This window comes from Insolitispirillum peregrinum (genome assembly GCF_900156605.1).
GTDB lineage: Bacteria > Pseudomonadota > Alphaproteobacteria > Rhodospirillales > Rhodospirillaceae > Insolitispirillum > Insolitispirillum peregrinum.
Map to the genome: position 1 here is coordinate 69,960 of NZ_FTOA01000004.1, position 18,313 is coordinate 88,272.

General features: G+C 62.2%; 18 protein-coding genes and 1 pseudogene. 13 read left to right on the forward strand and 6 right to left on the reverse strand.

Going from position 1 to position 18,313, the window contains the following annotated elements; translation table 11 throughout:
* Nucleotides 1-83 precede the first annotated feature (83 nt).
* The 5 genes from BW995_RS11310 to ccoN all read right to left on the reverse strand — a co-directional run bounded on the left by BW995_RS11310 (nt 84) and on the right by ccoN (nt 4,852).
* Complete coding sequence (locus BW995_RS11310; RefSeq protein ID WP_076400907.1) at nt 84-785, reverse strand: response regulator; 702 nt, start codon at nt 783-785, stop codon at nt 84-86.
* Nucleotides 786-1,542: 757 nt separating this feature from the next.
* Nucleotides 1,543-2,430, reverse strand: coding sequence for a cytochrome-c oxidase, cbb3-type subunit III (gene ccoP, locus BW995_RS11315; protein WP_076400519.1), 888 nt, complete (start codon nt 2,428-2,430; stop codon nt 1,543-1,545).
* Nucleotides 2,414-2,602, reverse strand: a complete 189-nt coding sequence (locus BW995_RS11320; RefSeq protein ID WP_076400520.1) for a cbb3-type cytochrome oxidase subunit 3 — start codon at nt 2,600-2,602, stop codon at nt 2,414-2,416. The genes ccoP and BW995_RS11320 overlap by 17 nt, the downstream gene beginning before the upstream one ends.
* Before the next feature lie 9 nt (nt 2,603-2,611).
* Nucleotides 2,612-3,346: a cytochrome-c oxidase, cbb3-type subunit II gene (gene ccoO / locus BW995_RS11325; RefSeq protein WP_076400521.1), complete on the reverse strand. Its 735-nt coding sequence runs from the start codon at nt 3,344-3,346 to the stop codon at nt 2,612-2,614.
* Between the two features lie 18 nt (nt 3,347-3,364).
* On the reverse strand, nt 3,365-4,852 hold the full coding sequence (gene ccoN, locus BW995_RS11330; protein WP_076400522.1) for a cytochrome-c oxidase, cbb3-type subunit I: 1,488 nt from the start codon (nt 4,850-4,852) through the stop codon (nt 3,365-3,367).
* A gap of 415 nt (nt 4,853-5,267) precedes the next feature.
* Between ccoN and BW995_RS11335 the strand changes: the two genes are divergently transcribed.
* The gene (locus BW995_RS11335; RefSeq protein WP_076400523.1) at nt 5,268-6,461 is read left to right on the forward strand and encodes a class I SAM-dependent rRNA methyltransferase; all 1,194 of its coding nucleotides are present in this window, start codon (nt 5,268-5,270) and stop codon (nt 6,459-6,461) included.
* A 37-nt stretch (nt 6,462-6,498) separates the two neighbouring features.
* Here the strand turns inward: BW995_RS11335 and BW995_RS11340 are convergent, their stop codons facing one another.
* Nucleotides 6,499-7,896: a sensor histidine kinase gene (locus BW995_RS11340; protein WP_076400524.1), complete on the reverse strand. Its 1,398-nt coding sequence runs from the start codon at nt 7,894-7,896 to the stop codon at nt 6,499-6,501.
* 245 nt (nt 7,897-8,141) lie between these two features.
* On the opposite strand from BW995_RS11340, the gene rpmH reads away from it, so the two are divergent.
* The 12 genes and pseudogenes from rpmH (at nt 8,142) to hisS (ending at nt 18,304) form a co-directional block, all read left to right on the forward strand.
* Entirely contained in the window at nt 8,142-8,276 is a 135-nt protein-coding gene (gene rpmH, locus BW995_RS11345; protein WP_076400525.1) for a 50S ribosomal protein L34, read from the forward strand.
* A gap of 17 nt (nt 8,277-8,293) precedes the next feature.
* Complete coding sequence (gene rnpA / locus BW995_RS11350; RefSeq protein WP_076400526.1) at nt 8,294-8,980, forward strand: ribonuclease P protein component; 687 nt, start codon at nt 8,294-8,296, stop codon at nt 8,978-8,980.
* An 8-nt stretch (nt 8,981-8,988) separates the two neighbouring features.
* Entirely contained in the window at nt 8,989-9,336 is a 348-nt protein-coding gene (gene yidD, locus BW995_RS20280; protein ID WP_217696084.1) for a membrane protein insertion efficiency factor YidD, read from the forward strand.
* Nucleotides 9,337-9,351: 15 nt separating this feature from the next.
* Nucleotides 9,352-11,064 carry a membrane protein insertase YidC gene (gene yidC, locus BW995_RS11360; protein WP_076400527.1) on the forward strand — a complete coding sequence of 571 codons (1,713 nt, stop codon included), beginning with the start codon at nt 9,352-9,354 and terminating at the stop codon, nt 11,062-11,064.
* 242 nt (nt 11,065-11,306) lie between these two features.
* The gene (gene yihA, locus BW995_RS11365; protein WP_217696085.1) at nt 11,307-11,882 is read left to right on the forward strand and encodes a ribosome biogenesis GTP-binding protein YihA/YsxC; all 576 of its coding nucleotides are present in this window, start codon (nt 11,307-11,309) and stop codon (nt 11,880-11,882) included.
* Nucleotides 11,883-12,058: 176 nt separating this feature from the next.
* Complete coding sequence (gene argB / locus BW995_RS11370) at nt 12,059-13,000, forward strand: acetylglutamate kinase (RefSeq protein ID WP_076400529.1); 942 nt, start codon at nt 12,059-12,061, stop codon at nt 12,998-13,000.
* A gap of 95 nt (nt 13,001-13,095) precedes the next feature.
* The gene (locus BW995_RS11375) at nt 13,096-13,833 is read left to right on the forward strand and encodes a pyrimidine 5'-nucleotidase (protein ID WP_084194785.1); all 738 of its coding nucleotides are present in this window, start codon (nt 13,096-13,098) and stop codon (nt 13,831-13,833) included.
* A 72-nt stretch (nt 13,834-13,905) separates the two neighbouring features.
* Nucleotides 13,906-14,280: a hypothetical protein gene (locus BW995_RS11380; protein ID WP_076400530.1), complete on the forward strand. Its 375-nt coding sequence runs from the start codon at nt 13,906-13,908 to the stop codon at nt 14,278-14,280.
* A gap of 189 nt (nt 14,281-14,469) precedes the next feature.
* Nucleotides 14,470-14,706: pseudogene (locus BW995_RS21355) on the forward strand (helix-turn-helix domain-containing protein); the annotation flags it as partial.
* On the forward strand, nt 14,680-15,606 hold the full coding sequence (locus BW995_RS11385; protein ID WP_407656321.1) for a DUF4115 domain-containing protein: 927 nt from the start codon (nt 14,680-14,682) through the stop codon (nt 15,604-15,606). The pseudogene BW995_RS21355 and the gene BW995_RS11385, both read left to right, overlap by 27 nt.
* A 294-nt stretch (nt 15,607-15,900) precedes the next feature.
* Nucleotides 15,901-17,037 carry a flavodoxin-dependent (E)-4-hydroxy-3-methylbut-2-enyl-diphosphate synthase gene (gene ispG, locus BW995_RS11390; protein ID WP_076400532.1) on the forward strand — a complete coding sequence of 379 codons (1,137 nt, stop codon included), beginning with the start codon at nt 15,901-15,903 and terminating at the stop codon, nt 17,035-17,037.
* A gap of 25 nt (nt 17,038-17,062) precedes the next feature.
* The gene (gene hisS / locus BW995_RS11395; RefSeq protein WP_076400533.1) at nt 17,063-18,304 is read left to right on the forward strand and encodes a histidine--tRNA ligase; all 1,242 of its coding nucleotides are present in this window, start codon (nt 17,063-17,065) and stop codon (nt 18,302-18,304) included.
* Nucleotides 18,305-18,313 lie beyond the last annotated feature (9 nt).

Genomic DNA, 18,313 nt, shown 5'->3' on the forward strand with positions numbered 1-18,313 from the left:
TTAAATCTGACGCACGCTGGTCTAACCTTTTCTATTGCCGCATTGTTTTTGCGAAAACCGGTTCCCACTTTTCGCGCAATGCTCTAGCCGTTCAGGTTCGCCAGCCCCAAACGGGACGCAGCCACCACCGCCCCGGTGCGGTTGGAAACGTTCAGCGCCTTGAGAATCGCCGTGACGTGCAATTTGACCGTCCCTTCAGACAGATCAAGGATGCGGGCGATTTCCTTGTTCGACTTTCCCTGTCCCAGCAAGGCCAGCACTTCGCGCTGACGGGGTGTCAGCGGTGACACATCGCCATGCTCCGCCGTCGAAGCCAGCGGGACGCCATGGTGCGACAGACCAGCCAAAGCCGCTGTCGGGTCCTGCGCATGGGCGCTCATCGGGCTTGGCTCATCAATCAGCGTCGGCGGCAAATAAACGCCACCCGACAGCACCAGCCGCAACGCCGACAGCATCACCCGCGAGCTGGACGTTTTCGGGATGAACCCGGCAGCCCCCAAACGAACCGCTTCCAGCACCAACCGACGATCTTCCGATGCCGACAGGATCACCACCGGCAAGGACGGTGCCCGTTCCTTCAAGCTCCGCAGCACATCGGTCCAGGTACGACCCGGCATCACCAGATCAAGCAGCAGCACATCCACGACGGGACCGTTGTCAATCCGGCTTAGAATTTCCTCATAGCACGAGGCTTCGACCACCTCGACGTCTGGCCCCAGCTCGTTCAAAACCAGCCGCAGGCCATCGCGAAACAGTTCATGATCGTCAGCAATCAGGACGCGCACGGTCTCTCCTGTCAGAACCAGATCATCGTGCAGGACACCAATCCCGGACATGATGGTCTCTCTGTTTCACAATCACATCGTTGATGAGCAAAACCAATGCCCATTTTTAGACGAACGAGTGTTTCCACACTCTCGTTATATACACCTCTGCAGTCCGCAGCGACAGAAAAGCGTTCATGAGAGCATTGTGCGAAAAGTGGGAACCGGTTTTCGCAACAACAATGCGGCAATACAAAAGACTAGACCAGCGTACCTGCGTCAGATCACAGTACACGACAGTTGGTGGAAAAGAATGGGCCATCACCCAGACCCATTCGGGGCCTGAGGCCCCGAACCCCCATTTTTCCTTTTATAATAAAAGGAATGGAGCCTGGGGCCTTACGGCCCCAGCGAGGTGTGGAGCAGCGCTCCACGTCCTTGTTCCCAAACTGTCGTGTACTGTGGCGTCAGATTTAACGCACACTGGTCTAATTAATAAAGATATATCTTAAGTGCGGTTCAGCAACCACAAAGACTGCCTATTTATTGGAATAAATAAGGATATGCCGTTGTCCTTATTATATACCCCCAAAAACGAAGACCACCCACGCCATGGTCGCGTGGGTGGTCCCCGGAAAGCCTGTCTGATGGGGGCAGGCGCCTGATACGCTCAGGCAAACGGAATATCCGTTAAACCATCATGCGCCAATCCTGACCCGTGATGGCCCAACCTTACTCTGGTACAGCAGGCCGAAACCTGCCGCACCAGATGGTCCATTTACTGACCGCCGCCCAACGAGTGGACAAAGATGGTGACCATCTTGATGTCCTCGTCCTTCAGACGACCAGCCCACGCCGGCATGACACCGTGCTTCGGCTTGCTCACCTGAGCCGCGATCATGTCGACGGTCATTTCACCGCCCGGACCGGCATACAGCCACACATTGTTGCCCAGAGCCGGCGCACCCATCATCGGGTTGCCGTCAGAGACCGGATTGGCCCCATCCGAGCTATGGCAGGCAGCGCAGTTATCCAGATAGAGCTGCTTGCCCGGCATGTCGCTGGCCTTGCCCTGCGACATGGCCTTGACGTACTCGGCCACCTGGGTGACTTCTTCCGGCTTCAGCATGTCGCCAAAGGCCGGCATTTCCGAGACGCGGGTATCTGCCGACTTTTCAGACCGGATACCGTGCAGGACGGTGGTCTGAATGTCTGCCAGAGAACCGCCCCACAGCCATTCGTCGTCGGCCAGGGTCGGGAAGCCAACCGCACCAGCGCCACCGGACTGGTGACACGGAGCGCAGTTTTCCTTGAACAGCAGAGCGCCACCAGCCATCGCGTACTGACGCAGGCTGGAGTCGGCGGCGATTTCGTCCACCGACTTGGCAGCAATGGCCTGCAGCTGGGTGGCGTGCGAAGCCTTGGCGACTTCGACGTCCTTTTCCAGCCCCAGACGGGAGTTGTAGCCCAGCATCCCGGGGGTAAAGCCGTTGCCCAGCGGGAAGGCCGGCATGGCCACCCAGTAAGCAATCGCCCACAGGATACAGATGTAGAACACATACACCCACCAACGCGGGAGCGGTGTGTTCAGTTCCTTAATACCGTCCCACTCATGGCCGGTCGTAGACTGGCCGGAAATGGCGTCCTTTTCAGGGATTCCCGCCATCGGTTCGCTCCTCGTGTTTGTCGTCGTCCCTCAGGGGGATCATTGCGTCATTGTCGAACCGGCCCCTGTTTTTCGGCCAGTACGCCCACACAATGATCCCGAGGAAGCAGATCATCAGCCACAGACCCCAGAACTGACGGAGGAAGTCCGAGAGTTCCCTGATCATCTCCATCACAACCTCTTAGCGGAAGTTACGGGCAGACTTGGGATCGAATTCGGTGAAGTCCACCATGGTGCCCAGAACCTGCAGGTAAGCCACCAGAGCGTCCATTTCGGTGATCTTTTCCGGATGTCCGTCAAAGTCACCAACCACGGCCTTCGGGTAACGCGCCAGCAGGGCAGTATGGTCAGCAGCCGGGTCAGCCTGATTTTTCAGGTCATCGGCGGCAGCAGCCTGCGCTTCCGGGGTATAGGGGACGCCGACCACCGACAAAGTCTTAATGCGGGGGCCGATATCAGCGAAACTCAGTTCCCGCATCAGGTGCGGATAGCCGGGCATGATCGACTCGCGCACAACGTCGCGCGGGTTGATCAGGTGGCGGCGGTGCCAGTCGTTGGAGTACTTGCCACCAACACGGGCCAGGTCCGGACCGGTGCGCTTGGAAGCCCACTGGAACGGGTGGTCGTACTGGGACTCAGCCGCCAGGCTGTAGTGACCATAGCGCTCGACTTCGTCACGGAACGGACGGATCATCTGCGAGTGACAGTTGTAGCAACCTTCACGCACATAGATGTCACGGCCCATCTGCTCGAGCGGGGTATAGGGACGAACGCCCTGAACCTTTTCGATGGTGCTTTCGATCGAGAACAGGGGAACCACTTCGACCAGGCCACCGATGATCACGGTGACGAAGATGCCGAGAACGAGAAAGAGAACGTTAGTCTCCATCTTCTCGTGGTTTTTGACGAGACTCATTGTCTGCTACTCCCCCTCTTAGCGCCGCGCACCGGCCGGATAGGCCTCGGGCGATTCAAAGGGCTGCTCCTCGCGGATGTCCCCCTTGATGGTGCGGTACATGTTGTACGCCATGATCAGGCCACCCAGGACGAACAGAGCGCCACCGGTTGCACGGATCACATAGTACGGGTGCATCGCTTCCACGGTTTCGATGAACGAGTACTGGAGGAAACCCAGCTCGTCATACGCACGCCACATCAGACCCTGCATGATACCCGAGATCCACATCGCGGTGATGTAGAGCACGATACCGATGGTGGCGATCCAGAAGTGGTAGGAAACCAGACGCATGGAGTACAGGGACTTGCGCTGCCACAGAACCGGGATCAGGTAGTACATCGAGCCAAAGGACACGAATGCAACCCAACCCAGCGCACCGGAGTGCACGTGACCAACGGTCCAGTCAGTGTAGTGGGACAGCGAGTTCACTGCCTTGATCGACATCATCGGACCTTCGAAGGTGGACATACCGTAGAAGGCGACCGAGGACACCAGGAAACGCATCACCGGGTCGGTGCGCAGCTTTTCCCAGGCACCGGACAGGGTCATGATGCCGTTGATCATGCCACCCCAGGACGGCATCCACAGCATGACCGAGAAGGTCATCCCGAGGGTCTGCGTCCAGTCAGGCAGGGCGGTGTAGTGCAGATGGTGCGGACCGGCCCAGATGTACAGGAAGATCAGGGCCCAGAAGTGCACGATCGACAGGCGGTACGAGTAGACCGGACGATTGGCGCGCTTCGGGATGAAGTAGTACATCATGCCGAGGAAGCCGGCGGTCAGGAAGAAGCCCACGGCGTTGTGGCCGTACCACCACTGCACCATGGCGTTCTGCACGCCAGCGAACAGCGGATAGGACTTCATCAGGCCACCGCCGAACAGGGCGGTCGGGACGCTGATGTTGTTGCCGAGGTGCAGCATGGCGACGGTGATGATGAACGCCAGCAGGAACCAGTTGGCAACGTAGATGTGGTTTTCCTTGCGGTTGACCAGGGTGCCGACGAAGGTCGCCAGATAGATCACCCAGATCACGGTCAGGAACAGGTCAATCCACCATTCCGGCTCGGCGTATTCCTGGCCCTGGGAGTAGCCCAGAACGTAGGACAGCGCAGCCATCACGATGAAAACCTGATAGCCCCAGAAAATGGTATAACCGGTTCCGTTGCCACCCCACAGGGCGGAACGGCAGGTCCGCTGCACGATGTACAGCGAGGTACCGATCAGAATGTTGCCGCCAAAGGCAAAAATGACGGCAGAGGTGTGAACCGGACGCATGCGACCAAAGGTGGTCCATTCAAGGTCCAGGTTCAGAAACGGAAACGCGAGCTGCCAGGCGATGAAATCGCCCGCCAGAAAGCCGACGACACCCCAGAACATCGCCGCAACGACGAAGCTCTTGATTACGCCGGTATTATAGGCGGTGGTGTCCGCCTGGGCGCCATGCGCCATGGTCGCTTGGGTCATGACCCCTCCTGTATCGACCAGAAGATCTTCCCAATCAGAAACTTGCTCTCCGATTTGGTCCGTGTGTCCTCGCCCCGGCTTGCGCCGTTTCCCCGGCGATAGGACATGAACCTTGGCTTGCCCCCATCCAAAAGGATAGACGTGCTGAAACAGACAGCACCCCCTTGCGGGTGGTGACAGGCTGCCGCACTATGCCCCGGAACGGTGGGAGCAGCCATTGATCTAAATCAATTCACTCCCAATATCCAAGACATTTAAGGAAAAACGCCCGTCTTCGCAGGCAGTTGCAACTAACTCGCAATGCATTTTGATTTGGCAGAGCGGTTTGCTCGACTATTGACGGGTTGGACTTTCCTTACCCTTTGGTCTATTCCAGCCGGGCCGTTTCCTTTTTCCCTGTGCAGGAGCACCCCCTGTGAGCACCCCGTCTCTTCCCGCGCTGACCATCCTCAAGGGGCGCTCCCAGCGCCTCCGGAAGGGGCACCCGTGGTTGTTTTCCAACGAAGTGGACATGACCCCCGAGGCCAAGGCCCTGCCCCCCGGTACGCTGGTGCAGGTGATTGATGCTGGGAGCGAACAGCTGGGGATTGCCACCTTCAACCCCCACTCACTGATCGCCGCCCGCATGATCAGCCGTGATCCCCACTCGGTTATTGACCAGTCGTTCCTTGCCGGACTGATCGGCAAGGCCGATGCCCTGCGCAGCCTGCTGTTTCCCCGCCCGTTCTATCGACTCGTTCATTCCGAGGCTGATGGTCTGCCGGGGCTGATCATCGACCGTTATGGTGATGTGTTTACCGTTCAGGCCAACACTGCGGGCATGGACCGCCTGCTGCCCGAGATCGAGCAGGCGCTGACCGCGCTGTTCCAGCCGCGCGCGATTGTCCTGCGCAATGACAGCCCGGTGCGCGGTCTGGAAGGTCTGGAGATCTACCATCGCCTGGCCAGCGGCACCCTCGACGGTCCGGTGGAAATCGAGGAAAACGGCGTGCGCCTGTTTGCCGACCTCAGCGACGGCCAGAAGACCGGCTGGTTCTATGACCAGCGCCCGAACCGCGCCTTCATCGCCTCGCTGGCAAAGGGACGGCGGGTGATCGACCTTTATTGTTATGCGGGTGGCTTTGGGGTGCAGGCGCTGGCCGCCGGGGCGGACTCGGCGGTGTTTGTTGACCGTTCGGCCCACGCGCTGGGTCTGGCCCGGATGGCCGCCGAAGCCAACGGAGCCAGCGGGCGGTTCAGCCAGCACGAAGGCGACGTGTTCAAGGTCGCCGCCGATCTGGCCGCTGCGGGTGAAACGTTCGGGGTGGTGGTCGCCGACCCGCCGGCCTTTGTCAAAAGCCGCAAGGATCTGGCCGCGGGCAGCAAAGGCTATCGCAAGATGGCCCGACTGGCAGCAGCGCTGGTCGAACCGGGTGGTTTCCTGCTGTGCGGGTCGTGCTCGCACCACATGCCGGAGGACACCTTCCTCGAAGAAGTCAGCCGGGGCATTGCACAGGCGGGCCGCTCGGGCCGGATTCTGTGGCGCCATGGCGCCGGTCCTGACCATCCGGTCCATCCGTCCCTGCCCGAGTCCGCTTACCTCAAGTCGATCGTCTTCCAGCTTGATTGATTGAAGATACCCCCCGGCTCTCACCGGGGGGTTTTCTTTATGCCAAACGCGGCACTTCCAGCACAAAGGCGGTTCCGTCCGCCCCACTGCGCAGCAGGGACAGCCGCCCGCCCTGACTTTCCGCCAGTTCGCGGGCAATCGGCAGCCCCAGCCCCGAGCCGCCCGGACGGGCCGAGCCGGAAAAGGGCACGAACAGGTTTTCCCGCGCCTTGGGCGGCAGTCCGGGTCCATTGTCGGCCACCACCACCTGCGCCCATTCACTGGGCCGCCCATCCTGCAAGGTCACCGTCAACACCGAGGCCCCCGCCTGGGTAGCATTGCGGGCCAGATTGTCGAGAATGCGCAGGATCGCCTCGGGATCAGCCCGCACCGGCCCGCCGGTCTGCCCCACGATCTGCCAGTGCAACTCTCGCCCGCAGCCCTCGGCCACCTCGTCCAGCAATGGCCGCAGGTCAACCGCCACCAGATGCGGCACCGGCGGCTGTTCGGTGGCAAAGCGCAAGGTCGAAGAGGTCAAGGTAACGGCGCGTTCCAGCGCGCGGGCAATGCCCTGCGTCACCGCCTTGACCTCGGGGTCCGCCGCCGAGGCTTCCAGCCGGTCGGACTCCAGCAAGGCGGTGGTCAGCACCCCTTTCAGGTCATGGCTGATCTTGGCCACCCCACGACCAACCGCCGCCAGCCGGGCCTGTTGCCGCAAGGCATCGCGCAGGCGGGTCTGCATGGTACACAGCGCCTGCTCGGCCAGCGCCACCTCGTCCCCGCGCCGCGAGGGCACGATCACACGCCGGGCATCGTCCGGTGCCTCGCAAAAAGCGTGCATGCTGGCACTCAGACGGCGCATCGGCCGCACCAGCAGCCACAGCAGGCTGATGTACACCAGCGCGGCGGTAATCAGCGAAATGAACGCCGACAGGATCAGCACCCGCATGCCATAGGCGCGCATTTCCATCAGCATCGGCGTTTCCGGCAACAACACCTGCACCAGCACCCGGTCATCGACCGGTGACAGGCCGATGACTTCGATGGCGCGGTCTTCGGTGGTGATCAGACCGCGCAACGCATCGCCGATCAGCTCAAGGAAACCCTCCTCACGCAGGTCATAGCGCGCCCAGGCATGCGGCACGCTCATCGGACGGCTGCTGAGCGGGTGCAAGGCCAGCGCAGGCTTGCCCGGCTGCCAGGCGGTCATGCTGATCGCCCCGGCATGCGACAGCAGACGCATCTGCAACGACATGTCCAGCATGCCATCGGGGCGGGCCTCGACCGCCAGCAGGGCCAGATGGGCATCGGACAGGCGGCGTTCGAGGTAATCCAGCCGGAACCGCCCCACCGACGGGGCAAAAATCAGCACCTCGGCCAGCATCACGAACAGGGCGGTCAAGGCCAGCAGGCGGGCGGGCAGGCTGCGGCGCCACAGGTGCAGTCTGGCAATCATCGAACGGGCAACCCCACGGTCAGAAAGGTGGCAACGGGCCTCACACCATCCGGCTGGGGCTCGTTGCGTTGTACCGCACCCCGCCCGCCCCCGCCAGAGCGGGCAACAGCGCAACTTTCCTGTCATCAACGGCGCGACAACGATTGACTCGCCGACGGGGCACGGGTATACACCGTCCCTCGATTTTGCCTGAACCCTCCGGTCCTGTCGGCGGGATGGCGACCTGTTTACTAGGAGTTGGAACCGTGAAACGCACTTATCAGCCGAGCAAGCTGGTCCGCAAGCGCCGCCATGGCTTCCGCGCCCGCATGGCGACCGTCGGCGGCCGTAAGGTCATTGCCGCCCGTCGTCGTCAGGGCCGTAAGCGCCTGTCGGCTTAAGGACGGAAGACGCCGTGATGGCGGATGATGCCGCGCCTGTGGACATCAGCCGCCTGAAGCGGCGCCGGGATTTCTTGCGTGTTGCCGCCGAGCGGCGCAAGTGGGTAACTCCTGGTCTGATTTTGCAGGCTGCTCCCATGCCGGGTAGCCTGGAAACGGCGCAGCGCAAGGGCAAAAGCCGCAAGGCAAAAGCCCCTGCCGCCGGACACACGACTCCCCGCAACGATCTTCGCAATACGGCTGACTGCCCGACCCCGGTATCCGGGCTTGAGGCAGGCAGTGTGGATGCGGAGTCGGCTGGGGGTCATCTGTGCTCTGCACCGGATCCGGTTCCGGCCCCGCCCATGGCGAGGGTCGGTTTTACCGTTTCCAAAAAGGTCGGTAACGCGGTTCATCGCAACCGTGCCCGCCGCCGCCTGCGGGCGGTGGTTGATGCCCTGATGGCCGAACTGGCGACTCCGGGGACCGACTATGTGGTGATCGGACGCGTTGATACCGTTGATCGCCCCTATGATGCCCTGTTGCAGGATTTCCGGACCGCCATGAAGCGCGTCCTGACCGCCAGCAAAAGCGCCCCCATGCCCGGCAAGGGCGGCAAGGGCCATGGCCGGGGCAAAGGACGCTCGACCGCCCCTCCTGCAAAAGAAAGCAGCCCTGCCTCAGCGCCCTCCCGACCGCCGCAACCGCAGGCAAAGCCATCGTGAATCCGCTGATGCTCATCGTGCGGGGCCTGATCAGGGGCTACCAGCTGCTCCTCTCCCCGGTTCTGCCGCCGAGCTGCCGTTATACGCCCACCTGTTCGACCTATGCCCTGCAGGCTCTGGAGCGTCACGGCCTTGTCCGTGGCGGCTGGCTGGCGATTCGCCGGATAGGTCGATGTCACCCCTGGGGCGGGAGTGGCTATGATCCGGTGCCCGATTGCGGTACACAGATGTCGGCAGACGCTCCGTCGTCTGCCCCGCCGCCCCCTCCCGCCGGGTCCGACGACCCGTTGACGGGGACGGAAACGCCTTCTTCTACTCACCGCTGCCACGCCGGCGGCCCACACCGACACGCTTGACTAGCGGACACGGACATGCCCGATCAAAAGAACATCATTATCGCCATTGCCATCTCGCTGGCGATTGTCTTGGGGTTCGAATTCCTGTGGCCTGCAAAGCCCGCCCCGGCCCCCGTGCCGGTGGCCCAGCAGGCTGCCGCCCCGACCGGAGCCCCTCAACCCGCCAGCACCGCCAGTGCGCCGACCGTTCCCGGCTCGCCGGCCCAGACAGCCCTCAACCGTTCCGAGGCTGTCGCTCAGGGTCAGCGCCTGAAGATCGAAACCCCGCAGCTTGCCGGGTCTCTGTCGCTGGTTGGTTCGCGGCTGGATGACCTGACTCTGGTCAACTACCACGAAACCCCGGATACCGCCTCGCCGCGGATTGCGCTGCTGTCGCCCAAGACCACCGCGGAACCGTACTATGCGGAATTCGGCTGGGTGTCGGGCGACACGGCGGTGAAGGTCCCCGGCCCGGATGCCGTCTGGCAGGCCGATGCCGACGTCCTGACCCCGCAGTCGCCGGTGATGCTGCTGTGGTCGAACGGCGAAGGTCTGGTCTTCAAGCGCACCCTGAAGGTTGATGAGAACTTCATGTTCACCATCACCGACAGCGTGGAAAACACCGGTGGCAAGGCCGTCACCCTCAACCCCTATGGCCTGATTGCGCGCGGCTATACCCCGCACACCCAGGACTTCTACATCCTGCACGAAGGCCCGCTGGGGGTGTTTGACAGCACCCTGAAGGAGCTGAAGTACAAGACCCTGAAGGAAGAAAAGGCGTTCAGCACCGATTCCAAAGGCGGCTGGCTGGGGATTACCGACAAGTACTGGCTGACCGCCATTGACCTGGACAACGACACCTCGTCCAAGGCGCGCTTCCTGTACACCACCTCGGACCAGAAAGACCGCTATCAGGCCGACTTCCTGGGCGAAGCCCGCACCATCGAGCCGGGCCAGTCGGTGGCGGTGAAGACCGACTTCTTCGCCGGTGCCAAGCAGGTGAAGCTGCTCGACCATTACGCCGAAGCCTATCAGATCGACCGCTTTGATCTGGCGATCGACTTTGGCTGGTTCTATTTCCTGACCAAGCCGTTCTTCTACGGTCTGCAGTTCCTGCATGGCCTGTTCGGTAACTTTGGTCTGGCGATTCTGGGCTTTACCGTCGTCCTGCGTCTGCTGATGTATCCGCTGGCCGACAAGTCCTTCAAGTCGATGAGCAAGATGAAGAAGCTGCAGCCGCAGCTGAAGTCCTTGCAGGAAAAGTACGCCGACGACCGCGCCCGCCTGAATCAGGAAATGATGGCGCTGTACAAAAAGGAAGGCGCCAATCCGGTGGCCGGCTGCCTGCCGATGCTGATCCAGATTCCGATCTTCTTCTCGCTGTACAAGGTGCTGTTCGTGTCCATCGAAATGCGGCATGCGCCGTTCTTTGGCTGGATTCACGACCTGTCGTCGCCTGACCCGACCACCCTGTTCAACCTGTTCGGCCTGCTGCCGTTCACCCCGCCGAGCTTCCTGCACATCGGCGTCTGGCCGCTGATCATGGGGCTGACGATGTGGATCCAGCAAAAGCTGAACCCGGCCCCGGCTGACCCGATGCAGGCGAAAATCATGGGCTTCCTGCCGCTGATCTTCACCTTCATGCTGGCCAACTTCCCGGCTGGTCTGGTGATCTACTGGGCGTGGAACAATGCCCTGTCGTCTGCCCAGCAGTGGATCATCATGCGCAAGGCTGGCGTGTCGGCCTGATCTGTTACCGGCGCAGCGGGGCGACAGAAAGAGACCCGTCTCTTGCCCCGCTGATCCTTCACCCTCATTTAAATCATCGTGCCGACAGAAAATTTCAGGCACGATGGTTCAAAGGCTCCCGGGGTTCCCCGGGCCCTTCATGACAACTTGAACAAAGGATTCCCCCCGTGCGTGACGGTCAACGGCATGACGACGAAGAGCTTGAGGCTGGACGATTATTGTTTTCTCGTCCCTGCACCTTCATGCTCGGCGCTGCCAAACTGGAACAATTGCCCGATAGTGCAGTCCCCGAGGTCTGCTTTGCCGGGCGGTCCAACGTCGGCAAGTCCAGCCTGATTAATGCGCTGACCGGAACCCAGGGGCTGGCGCGAACCTCCAACACGCCGGGACGGACCCAGGAACTGAACTTCTTCATGCTGGCCGACCGCCTGCTGATCTGTGACATGCCGGGCTATGGCTATGCCGAAGCCCCCAAGGAGCGGGTCAAGCGCTGGACCTCGCTGGTCAAATCCTATCTGCGCGGTCGCCCGAACCTGCGCCGGGTGATGCTGTTGATCGACAGCCGCCACGGCATCAAGGACAACGACCACGACATCATGACCATGCTCGACGAAGCGGCAGTCAATTTTCAGGTGGTGCTGACCAAAATCGACAAGCTGAAGGCCGCCGAGGTCGATGCCGTTCTGGCCCGCACCGCGTCGGATCTGGTCAAGCATGTCGCCTCGCACCCGGAAATCCTGCTGACCAGCTCGGAAAAGGGCAAAGGAATGGCCGAGGTCCGCGCCGCAATGGCTGCATTGGCCCTGCCGCCGGTTTGACGACCGGGCCGACAGTCAGAAAAAGATGTGAACCGCTTTTCTCCCCTGGAATGGGCTAGCCGGAGAAAAGCGGTTTTCTCTGGCCCCCTGTCGCTTTACACTGCGCCGGTTTTTGCGGGGAAGGTCGTTCCCCGCAAGCCTTGTGTTCACCCTGCTCACCGTGGGAGCCGCCCTCGATGACCGATACCTCCTCCCCCGCCGTGCAAGCCCCGCCGACCGCTGAAGAGCGTGACCGCTGGCTGCGCAAGGCACAAACCCTGTCCGATGCCTTGCCCTTCATGCGCCAGTTTGCCGGGCAAACCGTGGTGGTGAAGTACGGCGGCCACGCCATGGGCGACGCCGCGCTGGCCGAACAGTTCGCCTCTGACATCGTACTGCTGAACCAGGTCGGCATCGAGCCGGTGGTGGTCCACGGTGGTGGTCCGCAGATCAAAAAGATGCTGGAACGCCTGAAAATCCAGTCCGAATTCATCGATGGCCTGCGCGTGACCGACAAGGCCACCGTGGATATCGTGGAAATGGTGCTGGCCGGGTCGATCAACGCCGAAATCGTCACCGCCATCAACCGCGCTGGCGGCTTTGCCGTCGGCCTGTCGGGCAAGGACGGCAACCTGATCAAGGCCCGCAAACTGCGTCGCACCAAGCGCGACCCGGACAGCAGCATCGAAACGGTGCTCGATCTGGGGTTCGTCGGGGAACCGACCGACGTCAACACCCATGTGTTGGCCCAGTTTGAACAGTCCGACGTGATCCCGGTGATTGCCCCGATCGGTTACGGCGAAGACGGCGAAACGTACAACATCAACGCCGACACCGCCGCCGGTGCGGTTGCCTCGGCGATGAATGCCACCCGCCTGCTGATGCTGACCGACGTTCCGGGCGTGCTGGACAAGGACAAGAACCTGATTCCCGAAATGACCGTTGAACAGGCCCGCCGCCTGATGAACGACGGCACCATCTCGGGCGGGATGATCCCCAAGGTCGAAACCTGCCTGCAGGCGGTCGAAAGCGGTGTCGAGGCAGCGGTGATCATGGACGGTCGCGTCCCCCATTCCGTGCTGCTCGAACTGTTCACCCCGCACGGGGCGGGCACGCTGATCCGCCTGGACAAAAACTGATCCTGTCGCCCGGTGGAGAATGTTCTCCACCGGGCCAGGACGGCCCGCATCCCGCGACGTTTCCGCCCAACAGTGCCGCCATCAGGAGTCTTGCCATGGTTTCCCGCATCAACGGCCCCCTTGCAACGACGGTCTGCTGGCAGGATGTCGGGCATCTGGACAGCTGGCTGTTTGACCTCGACAACACCCTCTATCCGGCCACCAGCAGCCTGTTCCCGCAGATCGACGCCCGGATGAAGTCGTTCATCGCAAAATTCCTGAACGTCACCCCGGATGAAGCCTATGCCGTCCAGAAACGCTATTACCGCGAATACGGCACCTCGCTGCGCGGGCTGATGCTGGTCAACGGACTGGAACCGGACGAGTTTCTGGCCTACGTCCACGACATTGACCATACGGTGCTGGAACACGATCCGGTTCTGGACAAGGCCCTGTCTGACCTGCCGGGCCGCAAGCTGATTTTCACCAACGGCTCGGAACGGCACGCCGAACAGACCCTGAATACGCTGGGCCTGTCGCATCACTTTGACGGCATTTTCGATGTCAAGGCCGCCGGGTTCGTCCCCAAGCCGGAACCGGCCATCTATCAAAAGGTGATTGAGCGTTTTGGGCTGGTTCCACAGTGTACGGCCTTTTTCGAGGACAGCCACCTGAACCTGAAACCCGCCGCCGCACTGGGCATGACCACCGTGCTGGTCCGCTCGGGCCCCGATCACGCGCCGCTGGCCCTGACCCCTGACGATGATCTCAGCCACTGCCAGCACATCATCGAAGACATTGCCGGCTGGCTGGAGATGGTCGCCGAGCTGTTCCGGCAGAATCCGCGCCCCTGAGACAAGCGCCCCTTGAGGCCTCCGTCCTTTTGACTCATATCGTGCCGAGCAGGACGGACAGGAAACCACACCATGACCACAGCCGCCTTCCTCCGCCGAATGCCTCTGGCTTGCACCGCTGCTGTGGTGGCGGGTGGGGTGCTGCTGGCAACGCTCCCGGCGGGTGCGGTGGACATCAACCCGCGCCAGTACGGCTATTCCAGCGACCAGTTCTATAAAATCGGCAACATGAGCCAGGAGCTGTCGAAGCTGTGCCGGGTCGGACAGTTCAATCAACGCCGCATCGGTGAATATTACACCGCCTTTGGGGGCGACAGCCGCAACATCCTCGGTATTGCCAAGAAAAATTACAATCTTTACGACCCGACCGGCAAAGCAGATGAGGCCAAGACCTATCATTTTTACAATGACGGGACATCCCAGTGCAAAGTTTATGTCGCTCCCTAAACCGGTGCGTGCTTTTTCCACTGCGCCGAACACCAAAAGGCACCACACCGGCCATTTCGATGATGCCGCCTGAATATTCCAGACCGGTCCGGCAATGGTTGCAGATTCCCTGTTGTTTTTGGTAGCCTCCGGCGGACATTCTTTTCAGAAGACGCCCGCAACACCGGGCGACAAACGAAAGGCCCCGACGTGGCTAAAAGCAGCTCTCGCCAGCCGGCTTCCTCCGACGCAGCTCCCCGCACGGGCGCCGTCGGTGCCCTGTTACGCTCCACCCGAGAACGAAGCGGGCAAGACCTGCGGTCGGTCGCCGATGTGCTGCGCATCCGCTATGTCTATCTGCTGGCCATCGAAGACGGCCGCTATCACGATTTGCCCGGTGCCACCTATGCCGTTGGCTTCGTGCGGGCCTATGCCGAGCATCTGGGGCTGGATGGCCTTGAAATCGTCCGCCGCTTCAAGGATGAGGAAAACCACATCCCGTCGCAAAGCGATCTCAGCTTTCCGGTTCCGGCCGCCGAGGGCGGCATTCCGTCCGGCGCGCTGCTGGCGATTGCCCTGCTGCTGGCCGGCCTGATCTACGGGGCCTGGTACTGGAGCTCCAGCGCCGACCGTCCGCTGGCTGAGCTGATTCAGGATGTGCCGGAACGGCTGAACGGCATGGTCAAGGGCTCGCCCAGCTCCAGCGACAGCACCCCGCACACCGCGTCGACCACCGACGCACAGGGAATGCGGACGGCAGAAATCGCCAAGACGCCCGAGCCCGCCGTGCTGGCCTCCCTGCCCAGCACCCCGGATGGCAAGTCTCCCGAGCACAAGACTCCCGAGAGCCAGCCAGCCCCCAAAGCCGAGCCCGTAGCGCCGACCCCCGCCCCGATCGCCGAGCCTGCCCATGCTCCGGCTGCGACGCCAGAGGCCAGCAAAACCGAACCGACCCCGGTGACTCCGGTCCCAGCGACCCCGGCGACAACGACAACGACAACCGCCCCTGCTCCGGCACCGGTCCCCCCCGTAGCAACCAACGTGGCAACCAACGTGGCAACCCCCGCGACCGAAGCCCCGGTGAGCGCCACCCGTGTCGAGCTGTATGCGCAGGCTGATGCCTGGATCCAGATCCGCAAGGGCAATGATCTGGTGGTGTCCCGCCTGTTCCGCCGTGGTGAAACCTATCCGATCCCCGATGGCAGCAACATGATCCTGCGCACCGGCAACGCGGGCGGCACTGTGGTCCGCCTTGATGGCGAAACCCTGCCGCCGCTGGGCAAAAGCGGCGAAGTGGTCAGCGGTGTCTCGCTCAACCCCGACAATCTGGTGATGCGCAGCCGGTAACACTGTCGCCTCAACCAAACCCGTTTCCAGACCACCCTGTGCAAGCAGGGTGGTTTGTGTTTTAGAGCATTTTCAAGTTGACCGTCTCCGACCAACGGCTCGGAAAATACGGCCCTAAAAGGGAAGAGCGTTTTCGCTCGGTGTAAAAACGCTCTAAGCCCGGGGTTTTCAGGGCTGCGGCAGATACCCCGCTGGCGGTTAAGGTTTGGCAGGCGGGCAGTTCGTGCTATGACCACAGGATGAACGGCCTGCGGTCGTTTTCTGTCGTCCCGCTCAGCCTGATGAGGCTTGTTGATGAGTTCCCTCCGCGCCTATCGCCAGATCGTCCGTCGCCCCAGCCGCAAGATTTACGTCGGCCCGGTGGCCGTTGGCGGCGATGCCCCGATTTCCGTGCAGACGATGACCAACACCCTGACCACCGACGTGGACGGTACGCTGGACCAGATCCGCCGTTCCGCCGCCGCCGGGGCCGACATCGTGCGCGTTTCCTGCCCGGATGAAGACTCGACCAAAGCCCTGAAGGACATCGTCGCCGGATCGCCGGTGCCGATCGTCGCCGACATCCATTTCCATTACCGCCGGGCGATCGAAGCCGCCGAAGCCGGTGCCGCCTGCCTGCGCATCAATCCGGGCAACATCGGCTCGGAAGACCGGGTGCGCGAAGTGATCAAGGCCGCCAAGGACTACGGCTGCTCGATGCGCATTGGCGTCAACGCCGGGTCACTGGAACGTGACCTGCTGGAACAGTACGGCGAGCCGTGCCCCGACGCGATGGTCGAAAGCGCCCGCCGCCACATGCGGATTCTGGAAGACAACGACTTCACCAATTTCAAGATCAGCGTCAAGGCGTCCGACGTGTTTCTGGCGGTGGCGGCCTATCAGGCGCTGGCCGATGCCTGCGACTATCCGCTGCATCTGGGCATCACCGAAGCCGGTGGCCTGCGCGGCGGTACCGTCAAGTCGTCGGTCGGGCTGGGGATGCTGTTGTGGAGCGGCATTGGTGACACCATCCGCGTGTCGCTGTCGGCTGATCCGGTCGAAGAAGTGCGCGTTGGCTATGAAATCCTGAAATCGCTCGACCTGCGCCATCGCGGCGTGCGGGTGGTGTCGTGCCCGTCGTGCGCCCGTCAGGGCTTTGACGTGGTCAAGACCGTCGCCACCCTCGAGGAACGACTGGCCCACATCGAGGAGCCGATCAGCCTGTCGGTGATTGGCTGCATCGTCAACGGCCCCGGCGAGGCACGCGAAACCGACGTCGGCCTGACCGGCGGCGGTGGCGGGTCGCACATGGTGTATCTGGCTGGCAATCAGGATCACAAGATCGGCACCGAGGCAATGGTTGACCATCTGGTCGCGCTGGTCGAGAAAAAGGCCGCCGTGCTGGCAGCCGAACGGGCCGCCGCCAGGGCAGCGGCCGACGAGCCGAAATAAGTACCGCAGAGGGAGTAGTTTTACCGTGGCGTCTTTACAGCCGGTGCGTGGCACCCATGACCTGTTACCCGACGACATGCGCCGCCACCAGACGGTGGTTGACCGCATCCGTCGCTGTGCTGCGCTGTACGGGTTCGAAGAAATGGCAACGCCGATCTTTGAATTCACCGAAGTCTTCTCGCGCACGCTGGGGGAGACCTCGGACGTGGTGAGCAAGGAGATGTACACCTTTGAACGCTCGGGCGATCACATCACCCTGCGCCCCGAAGGCACCGCCGGAATCTGCCGCGCTTTCATCTCCAACGGGCTGGCGCAACAGGTGCCGTTCAAGGCGTTCTATCAGGGACCGATGTTCCGCTATGAACGGCCGCAAAAGGGCCGTCAGCGCCAGTTCCATCAGGTCGGGGTCGAGCTGCTGGGCATCGAAAGCCCGCAGGCCGACATCGAAGTCCTCGCGCTGGCCGCACAGTTCCTCGACACTCTGGGCCTGCAGGGTCAGGTGACGCTGGAAATCAACACTCTGGGCGACAGCGCCAGCCGCACCGCCTACCGTGATGCGCTGGTGGCCTATCTGATGCCGTTCCATGACCAGTTGTCAGAAGACAGCAAGACCCGGCTGGAAAAGAACCCGCTGCGCATCCTCGACTCCAAGGACGAGGGCGACCGCAAGATCATTGCCAACGCGCCGGTGTTCTCGGACTCGCTGAACGACGCCTCGCTGGCGTTCTTCGAGGCGGTGAAACAGGGCCTCGACGCGCTGGGGATCGCCTATACCGTCAATCCGCGTCTGGTGCGCGGGCTGGACTATTACTGCCACACCGCCTTTGAATTCACCACCACCGCCCTTGGGGCTCAGGGGACGGTGCTGGCCGGGGGCCGCTATGACGGGTTGATCCAGTCGATGGGCGGCACGCCGACACCGGGCATTGGCTGGGCGGCGGGTGTCGAACGGCTGGCGATGCTGGTTGACGGCGTGCCGGACAAGGCGCGTCCGATTGCCCTGATCCCGATGGGCGACGCCGCCGAAGCCCTCGCCCTGCCGCTGGCCAACCAGCTGCGCCGGGCTGGCCTGCCGGTGGACATGGCCTATGGTGGCGCGATGAAAAAGCGCATGAAGCGGGCCAACACCGTCAACGCACGGGTGGCGGTGATTCTGGGCGATGACGAGTTGGCGCGCAACGAAGCCACCGTCCGCGATCTGGACAGCGGCGAACAGTCGGCAGTGGCGCTGGATGGTCTGGTGCAGGCCCTGACGGCGCTCGGCTGACCGGGCCGG